This window comes from Streptomyces sp. CRN 30 (assembly GCF_034105845.1).
In genome coordinates, this window is record NZ_JAVRHI010000566.1 from 1 (window position 1) to 16890 (window position 16890).

Genomic DNA, 16890 nt, shown 5'->3' on the forward strand with positions numbered 1-16890 from the left:
GGTCGGCGGCGCCGGGCGCGAGCACCACCGGGGCGCTCGCCGCCGCCGTCCGGCCGGGCCGTGCCGCCCAGCGGTCGCGCAGGCCCAGGATCCAGGCCTCGCCGCGGGCGATCAGCGGCTCGAACCACGGCAGCGCCAGCAGGATCAGCAGGCCCGCGACCCAGCCGAGGACCACGTCGCTCAGCCAGTGCGTACCGAGGTAGACGGTGGACATCCCGACGCCGAGCGAGGTGACCGCGGAGACCGCCGAGAGCCAGCGCCGGGCTCTCGGTGTGGAGGCCAGATAGGCCAGGATGCCCCAGGTGACCACGGCGTTCGCGGTGTGACCGCTCGGAAATATATCGCCGCCGGCCCACATCTCGTTGGCCCCGACCGTCTCCGCGTAGTGCGGGCCGAGGCGGCCCATGCCGTACTTGGCGGCGCCCACCGTGACGTTCAGCAGCAGCAGCGAGACGCCCAGCGCGAGCAGCGGACGCAGCGTGTGCTGCCGCCAGGAGCGCCAGCCGAGCCACGCGGCGACCATCACGGCGGTCGGGCCGCGCTGGCCCAGCACCACGTAGTAGTCCACGATCGCGTGGATCTCCGGCCACTGCTGGTACGGCCGGAAGAACATGACCTGCCAGTCGAGCCGGACCAGCCAGGAGGTGATCACCACGGCCCAGACGATCGCCACGTAGAAGGCGAGGGACCCGGCGACCAACGCGATCCTGTGCCGGCTCATCTTCGGCACATCGAGATGGACCGGACGTTCGGGCTCCCGGTCCAGTCTCGCGAACACCCGGTCCAGACGGGTGAGGTTCCGTTCGGTACGCACCCAATCGACGTTACAGCGAGTGAGCTGTCATCCCCGCCGAATCAACGGCTTTGTGATGACGATGTGATGTGGGATTCCTCTCAGAACGGGTCCTAATTCCCGGGATTCCGTCAACCATGCCGATCGTGACCTTCATTTCTTTTGATCATTCCAGGTGACGGTTTTATCGTGCTTATGAATTAGTTCACCGAATGCTGGTGTGGAATTATCCCGGTGCTCACCGAGGGTGTCCGGGGCGGGGGTCGCGGGAGGTCACGGCGGACCGGAGCCGTTCAGCCAGAACGCCCCGTACGCCGCCGATCCCGCCGCCAGGATCGCCAGTACCGCCGCCGACCTGGACGTCCGTACCCGGGCGAGGGCCACCGCGAGGGGCAGCAGCAGCGGGAACGCGGGCAGCAGCAGCCGCGGCTTCGAACCGAAGTACCCCGACGCGCACAGGGCCAGCAGGGTGACGAGCCCCGTGTACACCAGCAGCGGAAGCGGCTCCCGCCGACGGACGCCGGCCGCGTAGAGCAGGACCACCAGGGCCACGCCCACGACGAGACCGGCGCCCCCGAGGGCCGACGGGAACGACGTGAACATGTCGGCGACGAAACGGGCGAAGGCCCAGCCGCCGTCGAAGCCGTTGCGCCACCCCGCCTGTACGTCGAGGTAACCGAACACCCCGTCGCCGGTGCGGTGGCCCACCCAGAGGACGTACCCGGCGGCGCCCAGGGGTGCGAGCAGCATGCCGAGCGCCCGCCGCGCGCCCTCCCCGGGGGCGCGTCCGCTCCCGGGGGCGCCGTCCGCGGCGGGGTGGCTCCCGCTTCGCGCGAATGCCGCAACGGCGGCCACCCACACCGCCGCCGCGACCGCCAGCCCCACCGGCCGGGTCAGCCCGGCCAGCAGCGCCAGGGCGCCCGCCGTCACCCACCGGCGGGTCAGCACCGCGTACAGCGACCAGGCGGCCAGCGCCGTGAACAGCGACTCGCTGTACGCCATCGACTGCACGACGCCGACCGGGAGCACCGCCCACAGCAGCACCAGGCAGATCCCGGCGCGCCGCCCGTGCACGTGCTCGCCGACCGCGTAGATCCCCCACGCCGCGGCGAGCGAGGCGAGGAGGCTCACGACCAGGCCGGCGTCCGCGTACGACAGCGGCGACACCGCCGCGCCGAGCCGCTCCAGCCACGGCAGCAGCGGGAAGAACGCCAGGTCGGAGTGGACGTCCCCGTGGGGCAGCCGCACCTCGTAGCCGTACCCGCCGTCGGCGACGCGGGAGTACCACAGGGAGTCCCAGCGGGCGGTCAGCAGCGTGTACGCGCTCTTGTCGCGCGCCGCGCTCCACACCGCCAGGACGAGCAGGCCCAGGGCGCGTACGGCCGCGTAGCCGAGGAGCGCGGGGGCGGCCCGGCGCAAGGAGGCCCGGCGCGGGGCGGCGGAGCGGCCCGGCGCCGCACGCGTGTCGAGATCGGTCACGGGCCGATTATCGACGGGACCTCGGGGCCGGGGACCGGCCAGGGGGTGGGGACCGCATGGCCGGGCCGGGCGGTGGGCGTGGTCGGATCGGGTTGTGGGCGTGGCCGGGCCGTACCGGGCGGTGGGCGTGGCCGGGCCGGGCGGTGGGCAGTGGTGTATGCCACAGTCCCGGCCGGGGCAGGGGTGAGCTCCGCCACTCGCGCCGGGCGGGGACTCGCGTACTCTGACGAGCCACTCGCTGTCGTCGCGGGCCGGAGACCCCGCTCCTCTCCGGCCGAGTCGCGGGAGTTCCCCGCCCCGCGAGCCCGCCGCACGCGAGGGAACTTCTGGGAGGTACGTACATGTCCGGGACGACCGCGGCCCCCGCTCGGCCGCGCCGTCTGGCGGCCGGGGCCGGTGCCAACCGCTGGGTGGTCCTGGTCGTCCTCTGCGTCAGCCTGCTGCTGGTGGCCCTCGACGCCACCGTCCTGCACGTGGCGGTTCCCGCCGTCACCGAGGACCTCAGGCCCGGCGCGATCGAACTGCTCTGGATCGTCGACGTCTACCCCCTCGTCTGCGCCTCGCTGCTGATCCTGTTCGGCACGCTCGGCGACCGCGTGGGCCGCAGACGTGTCCTGCTCCTCGGCTACGCCCTGTTCGGCGTCGCCTCCGCCCTCGCGGCCTGCGCCGACAGCGCGCAGTTCCTCATCGCGGCCCGCGCGCTGCTCGGCGTCGGCGGCGCGATGATCATGCCCGCGACGCTGTCGATCCTGCGGCAGGTCTTCCCCGACCGGCGGGAGCGGGCGCTGGCGATCGGGATCTGGAGCGCGGTGGCCGCCGTCGGCGCGGCGGTGGGACCACTGCTCGGCGGGTTCCTCCTGGAGCACTTCTGGTGGGGCTCGGTCTTCCTGGTCAACATCCCGCTGATGCTCATCAGCCTGCCGGTGGGCCGGCTGCTGCTGCCCGAGTCCAAGGGCGACGGCCGGGGCCCCTGGGACGTGGTCGGCGCGCTGCTGGCGGCGGCCGGGCTGTTCGGAGTGGTCCTCGGCGTCAAGCGGCTCGGCGGCGGGGAGGCGCCGGCGAGCCTGCTCACGCTGGTCCCGCTGGTGACCGGTGCCGTGCTGCTCACCGTGTTCGTACGGCGCCAGCGGCGGCGCGCCCACCCCCTGGTGGACCTCGCGATGTTCCGGCGGCCGGCGTTCAGCACGTCGGTCGGCTGCATCGTGCTGGCGATGCTCGCGCTGGTCGGCCTGGAGCTGATCGCGGCGCAGTACCTGCAACTGGTGCTCGGGCTGTCGCCCCTGCAGACCGGGCTGCGGCTGCTGCCGCTGACGTTCGCGGCGATGGCGGCGGGCCTGGCGGGGGCGCGGATGCTGCGGTGGCTGGGGCCGCGCCGGATGGTCTGCGCCGGGTTCTGCCTGACGGCCGGTGCGGTGCTGCTGCTGACGGCGCTCGGGCGCTCGGACGCGTGGGGGCTGATGCTCGGCGGGTTCGTGCTGCTGGGCTTCGGTCTGGAGACCACGCTGTTCGGGGCGTACGAGTCGATGCTGAGCGAGGCCCCGGCGGAGCAGTCCGGCGGGGCGGCGGCGATCGGCGAGACGTCGTACCAACTGGGCGCCGGGATCGGGATCGCGCTCCTCGGTACGGTCATGAACGCGGCGTACGCGCCCGGACTCGCCGGGGTCGCCGGGGTACCGGCGTCGGCGGCCGAGGCCGCGGGGCACTCGCTCGGGGAGGCGTACGAGGTCGCCGCGCGGCTCGGGGGGCCGGGCGGGGCGGCGCTGCGGTCGGCGGCGGCGGGGGCGTTCGTGCACGGGCTGCACGTGACGCTGCTCGTGAGTGCGGGACTGCTGCTGTTGGGGGCGTTGATGGCGTTGCGGTTGCCGCGGGGGATGCGGTGCGAGGCGGTGGCCGTGCCGGCACCCCGCGACGCCGCGGAGTCACGCGTCCCGGTCTGATCTCTCTGCCGTCTCCGCGTGGGTGGGAGAGTGGGGAGACATAGAAGTTAGCGGTGCTAGTCAAACGCCCCGGAGGGACGCATGCCCCCGTTCGACCCCACCGACCCCCTCGGCCTCGACGACCTGCTCGACCCCGAGGAACTCGCGGTCCGCGACACCGTCCGCTCCTGGGCCGCGGACCGCGTCCTGCCGTACGTGGCGCAGTGGTACGAGGAGGGACGGCTGCCCGGCGTGCGGGAGCTGGCCCGGGAACTGGGGGAGATCGGCGCCCTCGGCATGTCCCTCACCGGGTACGGCTGCGCGGGCGCGAGCGCCGTCCAGTACGGCCTGGCCTGCCTGGAACTGGAGGCCGCCGACTCCGGCATCCGCTCCCTCGTCTCCGTCCAGGGCTCCCTCGCCATGTACGCGATCCACCGCTTCGGCAGCGAGGAGCAGAAGCGGGCGTGGCTGCCCCGCATGGCCGCCGGCGAGGTCATCGGCTGCTTCGGGCTGACCGAGCCCGACCACGGCTCCGACCCCGCGGGGATGCGGACGTACGCCAAGCGCGACGGCACCGACTGGGTGCTGAACGGCCGCAAGATGTGGATCACCAACGGATCGGTCGCCGGGGTCGCCGTCGTCTGGGCGCAGACCGGCGACGACGGCATCCGCGGGTTCGTCGTCCCGGCCGAGAGCCCAGGGTTCTCCGCACCCGAGATCAAGCACAAGTGGTCCCTGCGAGCCTCGGTCACCAGCGAACTCGTCCTCGACGACGTACGGCTGCCCGCCGACGCCGTGCTGCCGGAGGCCACCGGCCTGCGCGGGCCGCTCAGCTGTCTCACCCACGCCCGGTACGGGATCGTCTGGGGCGCGATGGGCGCGGCGCGCAGCTGCTTCGAGTCGGCGCTGGAGTACGCGAGGACGCGCGAGCAGTTCGGGCGGCCCATCGGCGGCTTCCAGCTCACCCAGGCCAAGCTCGCCGACATGGCGGTCGAACTGCACAAGGGGATCCTGCTCGCCCATCACCTGGGGCGGCGCATGGACGCGGGCCGGCTCCGTCCCGAACAGGTCAGCTTCGGCAAGCTGAACAACGTACGGGAGGCGATCGAGATCTGCCGCACGGCGCGGACGGTCCTCGGTGCCAACGGGATCTCCCTGGAGTACCCGGTCATGCGGCACGCGACGAACCTGGAGTCGGTGCTCACCTACGAGGGCACCGTCGAGATGCACCAGCTCGTGCTGGGCAAGGCGCTCACCGGAATCGACGCGTTCCGGTAAGAGCCGGTGGAGCGGGTCGGGCGGGTCGGAGCGGGGACGGGGCCGGCGGGGGCGGCCTCGCCTCAGCTCTGGTTGAAGAAGCCGTCCGTGCGGTGCGCGGCCGGCTCGCCGTTGATGACCTGGGTGTCGGCCGGGCTGAGCAGGAACACCCGGCTCGACACGCGCTCGATGGAGCCGCGCAGGCCGAAGATCAGACCGGCCGCGAAGTCGACCACGCGCTTGGCGTCGCCGGCTTCCATGGCCGTGAGGTTCATGATGACCGGGACGCCGTCCCGGAACAGCTCGCCGATGGCGCGGGCGTCCCGGAAGCTGTCCGGGGTGACCGTGCCGATCCGGCGGCCCTTCTCCTCGGCCGTGTCCGCGGCCACCTTGACCCGGGGGTCCGTGACCCAGGCGTCCTGGGACTCGTTGCCCTCGGAGTAGTCGTCGTCGTAGTAGCGCTCGTCATCGTTGTCGTCGACGAGGCCGAGCCACGCACTCGCCTTGCGTACCGATCCCATGGACGCCTCCTTCCACAGCGTTCTTTCGTGCCTTCCGCATCCCTATGGTCATCCATGATGCGGACGTCGCGCCAAGTGGATAGACGCCGCGCGGGGGGTTTGTGACGGTACTGGTGCACAGCGAATCCGTCGAGAGTCCATGTGTCCCAAGGGTCGTTTCCCAAACGGCTGCTGACTGTGAGTGAAATATGACTCTTCCTGGCGGACGGGTGAGCCACGGAGCGTACGGGTGAACCGCGCTCGGTACGATGCCGCAGCTCAGCGATTGCAGTGAGACACGGGGGAGTGTCGTGTTCGGAATAGTCAGGCCCTGCCGCCACCGGCTCGGTGAGAACCTGGTCGGCGAGTGGATGGCGCACCTGTGCGGATTGTGCCTGGCACTGCGCGGGGACCACGGTCAGTTCGCCCGCATCGTGACCAACTACGACGGGCTGCTCATCTCGGTGTTGACGGAGGCTCAGGCCGAACGCGGCGGCGGCGCGCGGCGTACGGCGGGTCCCTGCCCGTTGCGCGGCATGCGCACCGCCTCCGTCGCGCAGGGCGAGGGGGCGCGGCTTGCGGCGGCCGTCTCCCTGGTGCTGGCCTCCGCGAAGGTCCGCGACCACGCCGCCGACGGCGACGGGCTGCTGCGGCGCGCTCCGGTGGCCCGCGCCGCCCGCCGGGTCGCCGCCCGCTGGGACGCGGCCGGCGCCCGCACCGGCACCGCCGTCGGCTTCGACACCGCCGTCCTGGTCGACGCCGTGGACCGGCAGGGCGGCATCGAGGCGCTCGCCGGGCCCGGCACGCCGGTCCTCGCCGTGACCGAGCCGACCGAGACGGCGACCGCCGCCGCCTTCGCGCACACCGCGCACCTCGCCGGGCGGCCGGACAACGCCGGGCCGCTCGCGGAGGCGGGGCGGCTCTTCGGGCGGCTCGCCCACCTCCTGGACGCCGTGGAGGACCGGGAGGCCGACGCCGCGCGCGGGGCCTGGAACCCGCTCACCGCCACCGCGACCCCGCTCGCGGAGGCCCGGCGGCTCGCCGACGACGCCGTGCACGGGGTGCGGCTCGCGCTGCGCGAGGCCGAGTTCACGGACGGCCGGCTGGTCCACCGGCTGCTCGCGCACGAGCTGCGGACCTCCGTCGACCGCGCCTTCGGGACGGGCTCCTGCGCGCACGGCTCCCATCCGTACACGACCCCCGGCACCCCGCCCGGCACCCCGCCCGCGCCCGGCGCTCCGCACGGCACTCCGCCCGGTGCCCCGCCGCCCCCGGAGCCGCCGCACCGCGACCGGCGGCGGGGGCTGCTCGCGGGGTGCGCCGTGTGGGCCGGTCTTGCCTGCACCTGCCAGCTGTGCTGCGGAACCTACGAGGACCCCTGGTCCAGGGAGCGCAAGCAGGGTGCCTGCAACGGGTGCGACTGCTGTGACTGCAGCGGGTGCAGTGACTGCTGCAGCTGCTGCGACTGCTGCGGCAAGTGCTGCGAGAACTGCGATTGCGATTGCGGCTGCGACTGCTGAGCCGTGCCCGCCGAGGGGGAGGGTCGTTCGTATACGGCGGAACAGCTCCGGTCATACAAGAGGTGACGGCCGAAAGGCACCCTTGCGCCGACCGTTCGTTCGGCCGAATACTCCCCTCAGCGCTTGTCAGGGGCACGACCTTTCCGGAACCCGGACATCCGGGCCTCTGGCTGCGCCTCACGGGTCCATGAACCCCACGAATGGACCCCCTACTTCCCCCGTGGAGGGACGCAAAGTGAGGATCAAGCGCACCACCCCCCGCAGCGGCATCACGAGACGTACCCGGCTGATCGCCGTCTCCACCGGCCTCGTGGCCGCCGCCGCGATCGCGGTCCCCAGCGCGACCGCCGCCGACACCCCCACCACCTTCAGCTCCGCCGAGCTCAAGAGCGCGAGCGACTCGGTGCTGAAGGCGGACGTCCCGGGCACCGCCTGGGCGGTCGACAGCAAGTCGGGCCAGGTCCTGGTCACCGTCGACGAGACGGTCTCCAAGGCCGAGATCGCGGAGATCAAGGAGCAGGCCGGCGACCAGGCCGGCGCGCTCACGATCAAGCGCACCAACGGCACGTTCAACAAGCTGATCCAGGGCGGCGACGCCATCTACGCGAGCAGCTGGCGCTGTTCGCTGGGCTTCAACGTCCAGAACAGCAGCGGGACGCAGTACTTCGTGACCGCCGGTCACTGCACCGACGGCGCGGGCACCTGGTACTCCAACTCCGCGCGGACCACCGCCATCGGTACGACCGCGGGCTCCAGCTTCCCGACCAACGACTACGGCATCGTCCGGTACACCGGGTCCGTCGCCCGGCCCGGCACCGCCAACGGCGTCGACATCACCGGCGCCGGCACCCCGAGCGTGGGCTCCACCGTCATCCGTGACGGTTCCACCACCGGCACCCACAGCGGCCGTGTCACCGCCCTCAACGCCACCGTCAACTACGGCAGCGGCGACATCGTCTACGGGCTGATCCAGACCACGGTCTGCGCCGAGCCCGGCGACTCCGGCGGTTCGCTCTACGGCAGCAACGGCACCGCCTACGGCCTCACCTCCGGCGGCAGCGGCGACTGCACCTCCGGCGGGACGACGTTCTTCCAGCCCGTCACCGAGGCCCTGAGCGCGTACGGCGTCAGCGTCTACTGATCCGGCACCGGTTTCTCCGCGCAGCCAGCGGCGAGACGAGCCCCCGCACGGCAACTGCCGTGCGGGGGCTCCCTTTTGTACGGAAGCGGCGTTACCGTCGAAGAAGCGCACAAAGAGCACCCGATGCGCCCACTTCGGACCCTGGGGGCCGTGATGGTCGAGGAGCTGGTGGCGACGGGAGTGGCGGTCGTGTCCGCGGGCGCGGTGTACGTGATGGCCGCGGCGCGGGTCGTCAAGCAGTACGAACGGGGTGTGGTCTTCCGGCTCGGCCGGCTCCGGCCGAGCGTGCGCGGTCCGGGCTTCACCACGGTGGTGCCGTTCGTGGACCGCCTGCACAAGGTCAATCTGCAGATCGTGACGATGCCGGTCCCCGCCCAGGAGGGCATCACCCGGGACAACGTGACGGTGAAGGTCGACGCGGTCGTCTACTTCAAGGTCGTGGACGCCGCCGAGGCCCTGGTGAAGGTGGAGGACTACCGCTTCGCGGTCTCCCAGATGGCGCAGACCTCGCTGCGCTCCATCATCGGCAAGAGCGACCTGGACGACCTGCTCTCCAACCGGGAGAAGCTCAACGAGGGTCTGGAGCTGATGATCGACAGCCCGGCCGTCGGCTGGGGCGTGCACATCGACCGCGTCGAGATCAAGGACGTCTCCCTGCCCGAGACCATGAAGCGTTCGATGGCCCGGCAGGCCGAGGCCGACCGGGAGCGGCGGGCCCGGATCATCAACGCCGATGCCGAGCTCCAGGCCTCGCGCAAGCTCTCCGAGGCGGCCAAGGAGATGTCGGAGACGCCCGCCGCGCTCCAGCTGCGCCTGCTCCAGACGGTGGTCGCGGTCGCGGCGGAGAAGAACTCCACCCTCGTCCTGCCCTTCCCGGTGGAACTGCTGCGGTTCCTGGAACGGGCGGCCCAGCCGGCGGGTCCCGAACCCGGCCGGAGCGGGCCACCGCGCGTAGACGCACAGCCGGACAGCGAGAGGCAAGAGGTGGAATCCAGACAGGACTAGACCTCGTTCCCCACGAGGACCGGGCGGAGATCCGCAGCGGATCGTTTCAGGATCTTTTCGCCGCTCGTGTTTGCTCCGCGTATCGTCCCAGGAGCGGAAGCAAACGGTGGAGAACGTGTGCGCGCACTGGTGTTGTCGTGCGCACGTCTCGAAGTCGACCTTGTGTGCGACCTGTGCCGTTCGGAAGAGTAAGCGCCTGTCAACCGGCCTTCCGGTCCGCGAGGTCCCCACAACCGCACGGACCGACCCCCCACAGGAGGACATGAGTTGAACCACCGACGCATACCCAAGCGGCGGGCAGCCGTGGCAGGCGCGGGCATCGCCGCGCTGGTCGCCGCGGGAGTCAGCTTCCAGACTGCGAACGCCAGCGAAGCGCCGGCCGAGGTCTCGCCCGAGACCCTGTCGGCCACGGCGGCCGGAAAGCTCGCTTCCACCCTGCTCGACGACCTCGGCTCCGACGCCGCCGGCACGTACTACGACGCGCGGGCCAAGAGCCTCGTGGTCAACGTGGTCGACGACGCCGCCGCGCGGACCGTCGAGGCGGCCGGGGCGCGGGCCAGAGTCGTGGAGAACTCGCTCGCCGACCTGAAGAGCGCCCGCACCGCCCTCACCCGGGACGCCTCCGTGCCGGGCACCTCCTGGGTGACCGACCCGACCACCAACAAGGTCGTCGTCACCGCCGACCGCACGGTCTCGAAGGCCGAGTGGGCCAAGCTCACCGAGGTGGTCGAGGGGCTCGGCGCCAAGGCCGAGCTGAAGCGGACGAAGGGGGAGTACAAGCCCTTCGTCGCGGGCGGCGACGCCATCACGGGCGGCGGCGGACGCTGCTCGCTCGGCTTCAACGTGGTCAAGGACGGCGAGCCGTACTTCCTGACCGCCGGGCACTGCACCGAGGCGATCACCTCGTGGTCGGACTCCTCCGGCGGCGTCATCGGCGAGAACGAGGTGTCCAGCTTCCCGGACGACGACTACGGCCTGGTCAAGTACACCGCCGACGTGGACCACCCGAGCGAGGTCAACCTCTACGACGGCTCCGCGCAGTCCATCTCGGGCGCGGCCGAGGCCACCGTGGGCCTGGCGGTGACCCGCAGCGGGTCCACCACCCAGGTGCACGACGGCACGGTCACCGGCCTGGACGCCACCGTGAACTACGGCAACGGCGACATCGTCAACGGCCTCATCCAGACCGACGTCTGCGCCGAGCCCGGTGACAGCGGCGGCTCGCTCTTCTCGGGGAGCGACGCGATCGGCCTCACCTCCGGCGGCAGCGGCGACTGCACCTCCGGCGGCGAGACCTTCTTCCAGCCGGTGACGGAGGCCCTGTCGGCCACCGGGACCGAGATCGGCTGACCGGACTCCCCCCACGGGTCGCACCGAGGTCCCGCCCCGCGCGCGAGGGGCGGGACCTCGGTGCGTACGGGCGGGGGCGGGACCCGGGCACGCGTACGGCTCTCAGCCGGCCTGGGTGGGCAGCTCCGGCTCGTGCCGCCTGCGGCGCAGCGCCGCCGCGGCCAGCGTGAGCAGGACCCCCGCCACCGCCCACGCCCACAGCACCAGCAGCGAGGCGGTCAGGGCGTTGCCCTTGAAGTACGCGATCGAGCGCGCCGCCCAGGTGCCCGCGCCCGGCGGCAGCGCCGGGCCGATCGCCTTCCAGAACGGCGGCAGCATCGGCAGCGGGAAGGCGCCGCCCGCGCTCGGGTTGCCCGCGACCACCACGAGCAGGATCGCCAGGCCGATGCCGACGATCCCGAAGACGCCCTGGAGGGCGAGGGTGGCCGCGCCGACCGCGAACGTGGTCAGGGCGCCCAGCCCCCACAGGTCCAGCACACTGCCGGGCAGCGCCCCGAGGACCGGCCCGATGATCACCGCGCCGCCGAGCCCGCCGACGATCGAGACCAGCGCCATCACGATCAGCCGGATCGCCGCCCGGCGCGGGTTCGCGGGCCGGGCGCCGGTGCTGATCGCGAGGATCGAGGCGCACAGGTAGCCGCCGACGCACCAGCCGACGACCAGGTAGAAGGACGACAGCCCGTCGAAGTCCCGCCCGGAGGCCGGGGCCACGTCGACGGTCTCCACCGTCCGCCGCTGCTCCTTCTCCAGGCCGGTGACGAGGGTCTCCAGGGTGGTGGCGAGGGCGGTGCCGCCGCCGGAGGCGACCAGCAGCGTGTCCCGGCTGCCGCGCGGGTCCACGATCAGCGCGCCGTCGATCTCCCGGTCCATGATCCGCTGCCGGGCGTCCGCCTCGTCCGTCACCGTGCGCGGGTCCAGCGGGGTGCCGGGCAGCTTCTCCAGGCGGGCCGCAGTCTCCTTCGCCGCGGTGCCGGGGGCGGCCACCCCGAAGGGCACGTCCTTCGGCTCCGGGTCGTGCAGCGCCCCGACGTAGGAGGCGATGAAGAGCAGCTGGAGCGCGATCACGCCGAGCACGAGCAGCGTGGCCCGCGGGGTGACGGCGTCCCGCACCTCGGTCAGGAAGGAGACGTTCCGTCGTTCGGTGGCCGGGGTGTGTGACATGTCCCCACGGTCCGGTCCCGGGCGCGTTTGCGCAGGTGGGGCGAGGCCGAACGGATGTCGTACACATATTCGAAGATGGGGGTATGGTGGGGGAGAGGCAGTTGGAACAGACGTTCGATAGAGCGTCGGAGGGAAGCGAGTGCGGGAGGTGCGCGTGCCGGGTTTCACGCATCTGCGCACCGTCTCCGGGTTCTCCCTGCGCTACGGCGCCTCGCACCCCGAGCGGCTGGCCGAGCGCGCCGCCGAGCGCGGCATGGACGCCCTCGCCCTCACCGACCGCGACACCCTCGCGGGCGCCGTCCGCTTCGCCAAGGCCTGCGCGAAGGAGGGGGTCCGGCCGCTGTTCGGCGCGGACCTGGCGGTCGCGCCGCCGCCCGCCGCCGCGCCGGTCCACGGCGACACCTCCGTACGCCGGGACCGGCGCCGCGCCCCCGTGCGCGGCGGCGCCTTCGTCGACGAGTCGGCCCAGCGGGTCACCTTCCTGGCCCGGGACGGGGCCCACGGCTGGGCGGACCTGTGCCGGCTGGTCTCGGCGGCCCATACGGCCCCGGAGACCCCCTTGCTCACCTGGCCCGACAACCACGCCGACGGCCTGACCGTCCTGCTCGGCCCGGACTCCGACGTCGGCCGCGCCCTCGTCGCCGGGCGGCCCGACCGCGCGGCCCGGCTGCTCGCGCCCTGGCGGGAGGTGTACGGCGACGGCCTGCGCCTGGAGGCCGTCTGGCACGGCCGTACGGGCACCGGACCCGGCTCCCTGCGGCTGGCCGCCCGCACCGTCGGCTTCGCCGCCGAGCAGGGGGTGCGCCCGGTGCTGACCAACGCCGTCCGCTACGCCGACCCCGGCCAGGGTCCGGTCGCCGACGTGCTGGACGCCGCCCGCCGTCTGGTCCCGGTCGACGCGACCAAGGAGCTGGACTCGGGGGAGGCGTGGCTCAAGGACGCCGGGGCGATGGAGCGGACCGCCGAGCGGATCGTGGAGGCCGCCGGTTTCCGCCGCGACACCGCCCACCGGCTCCTCGAACAGACCCGGGCGACGGCCGCCGCGTGTCTCGTCGACCCCGAGGACGACCTCGGTATGGGCGCCGTCCACTTCCCCGAACCGCACCTCGTCGGCGCCGGCCGCCGCACCGCCCAGCGGGCGCTCGCCTCCCGCGCGGCGGCGGGCATGGTCCGGCGCGGCTACGACCGGCGGCGCGGCCACCGTAGGTACTGGGAGCGGATGCACCACGAGCTGGACATCATCGGCCACCACGGCTTCGCCTCCTACTTCCTCACCGTCGCCCAGGTCGTGGACGACGTACGGGACATGGGCATCCGGGTCGCCGCGCGCGGCTCCGGCGCGGGCTCGCTCGTCAACCACCTGCTCGGCATCGCGCACGCCGACCCCGTCGAGCACGGGCTGCTGATGGAGCGGTTCCTGTCCAAGGAGCGGGTGGTGCTGCCCGACATCGACGTCGACGTGGAGTCCGCGCGCCGCCTGGAGGTGTACCGCGCGATCATCGGCCGGTTCGGCGCCGAGCGGGTCGCGACGGTCGCGATGCCGGAGACGTACCGGGTGCGGCACGCCATCCGCGACGTCGGCGCCGCGCTGTCCATGGACCCCGCCGAGATCGACCGGGTCGCCAAGTCCTTCCCGCACATCCGCGCCCGCGACGCCCGCGCGGCGCTCGACGAACTCCCCGAGCTGCGTGAACTGGCGGGCCGCAAGGAGCGGTACGGCCGGCTCTGGGAACTGGTCGAGGGGCTGGACGCGCTGCCGCGCGGGATGGCCATGCACCCCTGCGGGGTCCTGCTCTCGGACGCCTCCCTTCTCTCCCGTACGCCGGTCATGCCGACCAGCGGCGAGGGATTTCCGATGGCGCAGTTCGACAAGGACGACGTGGAGGAGCTGGGGCTGCTCAAACTGGACGTGCTGGGGGTACGGATGCAGTCGGCGATGGCGCATGCGGTCGCCGAGGTGGAGCGGGCCACGGGGGAGCGGGTCGACCTGGACGCGGTGCCGGAGGGCGACCCGGCGACGTACGCCCTGATCCGGACCGCCGAGACGCTGGGCTGCTTCCAGATCGAGTCGCCGGGCCAGCGGGACCTGGTGGGGCGGCTCCAGCCGGCGACCTTCCACGACCTGGTCGTCGACATCTCGCTCTTCCGGCCGGGTCCGGTCGCCGCCGACATGGTGCGGCCGTTCATCGAGGCCCGGCACGGACGGGCGCCGGTGCGCTACCCGCACCCCGACCTGGAGGAGCCGCTGCGGCGCACCTACGGGGTCGTCGTCTTCCACGAGCAGGTCATCGACATCGTGGCGATCATGACCGGCTGCGGCCGGGGCGAGGCCGACCGGGTGCGGCGCGGGCTCTCCGACCCGGAGTCGCAGGGCCGGATCAAGGTGTGGTTCGCCCAGCACGCGGCGGCCAACGGGTACGACGCGGAAACGATTCAGCGGACCTGGGGGATCGTCGAGGCGTTCGGCAGCTACGGCTTCTGCCAGGCGCACGCGGTCGCCTTCGCCGTCCCCACCTACCAGTCGGCCTGGCTGAAGACCCACCACCCGGCCGCCTTCTACGCCGGGCTGCTCACCCACGACCCCGGCATGTATCCCAAGCGGCTGCTGCTGGCGGACGCGCGGCGGCGCGGGGTGCCGATCCTGCCGCTGGACGTGAACCGGTCGGGCGTCGCCCACCGTATCGAACTGGTGTCTGAATCAAAGGGGTCCAAGGGGCCGGGACCGGGAGCGTGGGGACTGCGGCTGGCCCTCCTCGACGTGCACGGCATCAGCGAGGCCGAGGCCGAGCGGATCGCCGCCGGGCAGCCGTACGCCTCCCTGCTCGACTTCTGGGAACGGGCCCGCCCCAGCCGCCCGCTGGCCGGACGGCTCGCGCAGGTCGGCGCGCTGGACGCGTTCGGCGCCAACCGCCGCGACCTGCAACTGCACCTGACCGAGCTGCACCGGGGCGCCCGCGGCGGACGCGGCGACCAGCTGCCCCTCGCCGGCGGCTGGAAGACCGCCGCCGCCGGGCTGCCCGACCTCACCTCGGCGGAGAGGCTCAGCGCCGAACTGGGCGTGCTGTCGATGGACGCCTCGCGCAACCTCATGGACGACCACAAGGAGTTCCTGCGCGAGCTGGGCGTGGTGTCGGCCAAGCGGCTGCGCGAGGTCAGGAACGGCGAGACCGTGCTGGTCGCGGGCGCCAAGGCGGCCACCCAGACCCCGCCGGTCCGGTCCGGCCGGCGGGTCATCTTCTCCACCCTGGACGACGGCAGCGGCCTGGTCGACCTCGCCTTCTTCGACGACTCCCACGACACCTGCGCGCACACCGTCTTCCACTCCTGGCTGCTGCTGGTGCGCGGAACGGTCCAGCGCCGCGGCCCGCGCAGCTTCAGCGTGGTGGGCTCCGCCGCCTGGAACCTCGCGGAACTGCTGGAGGTGCGGCGCGAGGAGGGCCTCGACGGGGTCGCGGCCCGGCTGGCCGGCGGCTCCGGCACGGCGACCGCGCCCGACGACGCGGAGGCCGCCGCGCGCCGCCGCGTCACCGGATCGGACGGACAGCCCGCCCCGGCCGGCTCCGCGGCCCAGGACGCGATGGAACGGCGGCGGAGCATCCGCATGCCCACGGGGTACGAGATGCACCCCTGGGCCGATCTGCGCCCCGCGGGCGAAGGGCCCGCGGGGATGAGGAAGTTGTGGCACCAGAGTCCGGGGAGTGCGGGATGACCATCCTCTGCGTACGTTTCCAGCTGCCGCCGATGTACGAGGCCGCCCTGCCCGGCCTGCTAGGCCTGCTGGAGGAGTTCACGCCGGTCGTCGAGGCGCTGCCGCCGGACGGGGCGCTGGCCGATCTGCGCGGCGCCGAACGGTACTTCGGGCGGGACGCCGTGGAACTGGCCTCGGTGATCCGCGTCCGCGCCCTCGCGCTGCACGGCGTCGACTGCGCGATCGGCGCCGGGCCGGGACCGATGACGGCCCGCATGGCGCTGCGCGAGGCCCGGCCGGGCACGCCCCGCGCGGTGCGCGAGGAGGAGGTGACCGGCTTCCTCGCCGGCAAGCCGGTCGTCGCGCTGCCGGGGGTCGGCCCCGCGACCGCGCGCACCCTGTGCGAGTACGGCCTCGACACCCTCGGCCGGGTCGCCGCCGCACCCCTGTCCACGCTCCAGCGGCTGGTCGGCGCGAAGACCGGCCGTGAACTGAGTGAGCGGGCGAACGGCGTCGACCGGGGCCGGGTCGTCCCCGACGGCGTCTCCCGGTCGCTCGCCGCCGAGCGCCCCTTCGACCGGGACGAACTCGACCCCGCCCGGCACCGGCGCGCCCTGCTCTCGGCCGCGGAGGAACTCGGCTCCCGGCTGCGCAACCTGGACCAGGTCTGCCGCACCCTCACCCTCACCGTCCGCTACGCCGACCGCAGTGCCACCACCCGCAGCCGCACCCTGCGCGAGCCGACCGCGCACTCGGCGGCGCTGACCCGGACCGCGTACGAGCTGTACGAGGCGCTCGGCCTCCAGCGCGCGCGGGTCCGGGCGGTCGCGCTGCGCGCGGAGGGACTCACCTCCGGTGAGCACGCCGCGCACCAGCTCACCTTCGACCCGGTGGACGACAAGGTCCGCCGGATCGAGGAGGTCGCGGACCGCGCGCGGGCGAAGTTCGGGCCCCGGGCGGTGATGCCGGGCACGCTGGCCGCGTAGGTTTCACGCCGGGCGCGTGGGGGTCGTTTGCCGGGTGCGGCGCCGTGAGGGCTGGTCGCGCGGTTCCCCGCGCCCCTCAAGGGGCGCGGGGAAC

General features: G+C 73.2%; 12 protein-coding genes. 8 read left to right on the forward strand and 4 right to left on the reverse strand.

The features are described from left to right. Positions 1 to 814, reverse strand: an 814-nt coding sequence (locus UW392_RS65955; RefSeq protein ID WP_320785070.1) for a phosphatase PAP2 family protein, incomplete at its 3' end; no start/stop codon positions are given. Positions 815 to 1066: 252 nt separating this feature from the next. After that, on the reverse strand, positions 1067 to 2272 hold the full coding sequence (locus tag UW392_RS65960; protein ID WP_320785071.1) for a hypothetical protein: 1206 nt from the start codon (positions 2270 to 2272) through the stop codon (positions 1067 to 1069). 341 nt (positions 2273 to 2613) lie between these two features. Between UW392_RS65960 and UW392_RS65965 the strand changes: the two genes are divergently transcribed. Then, a complete protein-coding gene (locus tag UW392_RS65965) occupies positions 2614 to 4209 on the forward strand; it encodes an MFS transporter (protein WP_320785072.1) in 1596 nt (531 codons plus the stop codon). 81 nt (positions 4210 to 4290) lie between these two features. Further along, positions 4291 to 5466: an acyl-CoA dehydrogenase family protein gene (locus tag UW392_RS65970; RefSeq protein ID WP_320785073.1), complete on the forward strand. Its 1176-nt coding sequence runs from the start codon at positions 4291 to 4293 to the stop codon at positions 5464 to 5466. A gap of 62 nt (positions 5467 to 5528) precedes the next feature. Here the strand turns inward: UW392_RS65970 and UW392_RS65975 are convergent, their stop codons facing one another. Then, entirely contained in the window at positions 5529 to 5966 is a 438-nt protein-coding gene (locus UW392_RS65975) for a cell division protein SepF (protein ID WP_320785074.1), read from the reverse strand. 290 nt (positions 5967 to 6256) lie between these two features. On the opposite strand from UW392_RS65975, the gene UW392_RS65980 reads away from it, so the two are divergent. From UW392_RS65980 to UW392_RS65995, 4 genes are all read left to right on the forward strand, one after another. Further along, positions 6257 to 7465, forward strand: coding sequence for a DUF5685 family protein (locus tag UW392_RS65980; protein WP_320785075.1), 1209 nt, complete (start codon positions 6257 to 6259; stop codon positions 7463 to 7465). A gap of 235 nt (positions 7466 to 7700) precedes the next feature. Continuing rightward, positions 7701 to 8606 carry a S1 family peptidase gene (locus UW392_RS65985; protein ID WP_320785076.1) on the forward strand — a complete coding sequence of 302 codons (906 nt, stop codon included), beginning with the start codon at positions 7701 to 7703 and terminating at the stop codon, positions 8604 to 8606. A gap of 153 nt (positions 8607 to 8759) precedes the next feature. Further along, positions 8760 to 9611 carry a slipin family protein gene (locus tag UW392_RS65990; RefSeq protein ID WP_320785081.1) on the forward strand — a complete coding sequence of 284 codons (852 nt, stop codon included), beginning with the start codon at positions 8760 to 8762 and terminating at the stop codon, positions 9609 to 9611. A 267-nt stretch (positions 9612 to 9878) separates the two neighbouring features. Next, a complete protein-coding gene (locus UW392_RS65995; RefSeq protein WP_320785077.1) occupies positions 9879 to 10961 on the forward strand; it encodes a S1 family peptidase in 1083 nt (360 codons plus the stop codon). A 102-nt stretch (positions 10962 to 11063) separates the two neighbouring features. Here the strand turns inward: UW392_RS65995 and UW392_RS66000 are convergent, their stop codons facing one another. Then, on the reverse strand, positions 11064 to 12122 hold the full coding sequence (locus UW392_RS66000) for a DUF3533 domain-containing protein (protein WP_320785078.1): 1059 nt from the start codon (positions 12120 to 12122) through the stop codon (positions 11064 to 11066). Between the two features lie 154 nt (positions 12123 to 12276). Between UW392_RS66000 and UW392_RS66005 the strand changes: the two genes are divergently transcribed. Both UW392_RS66005 and UW392_RS66010 read left to right on the forward strand, forming a co-directional pair. Further along, positions 12277 to 15831, forward strand: coding sequence for a DNA polymerase III subunit alpha (locus UW392_RS66005; RefSeq protein WP_320785079.1), 3555 nt, complete (start codon positions 12277 to 12279; stop codon positions 15829 to 15831). Further along, positions 15828 to 16796 carry a DNA polymerase thumb domain-containing protein gene (locus tag UW392_RS66010; RefSeq protein ID WP_320785080.1) on the forward strand — a complete coding sequence of 323 codons (969 nt, stop codon included), beginning with the start codon at positions 15828 to 15830 and terminating at the stop codon, positions 16794 to 16796. Before UW392_RS66005 ends, UW392_RS66010 begins: the two co-directional genes overlap by 4 nt. The last annotated feature ends 94 nt before the right edge of the window (positions 16797 to 16890 follow it).

Bases quoted from the DNA above. Each gene is read 5' to 3' on its own strand.
- UW392_RS65965 (WP_320785072.1), top strand. From the start codon at position 2,614: ATGTCCGGGACGACCGCGGCCCCCGCTCGGCCGCGCCGTCTGGCGGCC.
- UW392_RS65970 (WP_320785073.1), top strand. From the start codon at position 4,291: ATGCCCCCGTTCGACCCCACCGACCCCCTCGGCCTCGACGACCTGCTC.
- UW392_RS65975 (WP_320785074.1), bottom strand. From the start codon at position 5,966: ATGGGATCGGTACGCAAGGCGAGTGCGTGGCTCGGCCTCGTCGACGAC.
- UW392_RS65990 (WP_320785081.1), top strand. From the start codon at position 8,760: ATGGTCGAGGAGCTGGTGGCGACGGGAGTGGCGGTCGTGTCCGCGGGC.
- UW392_RS66000 (WP_320785078.1), bottom strand. From the start codon at position 12,122: ATGTCACACACCCCGGCCACCGAACGACGGAACGTCTCCTTCCTGACC.
- UW392_RS66010 (WP_320785080.1), top strand. From the start codon at position 15,828: ATGACCATCCTCTGCGTACGTTTCCAGCTGCCGCCGATGTACGAGGCC.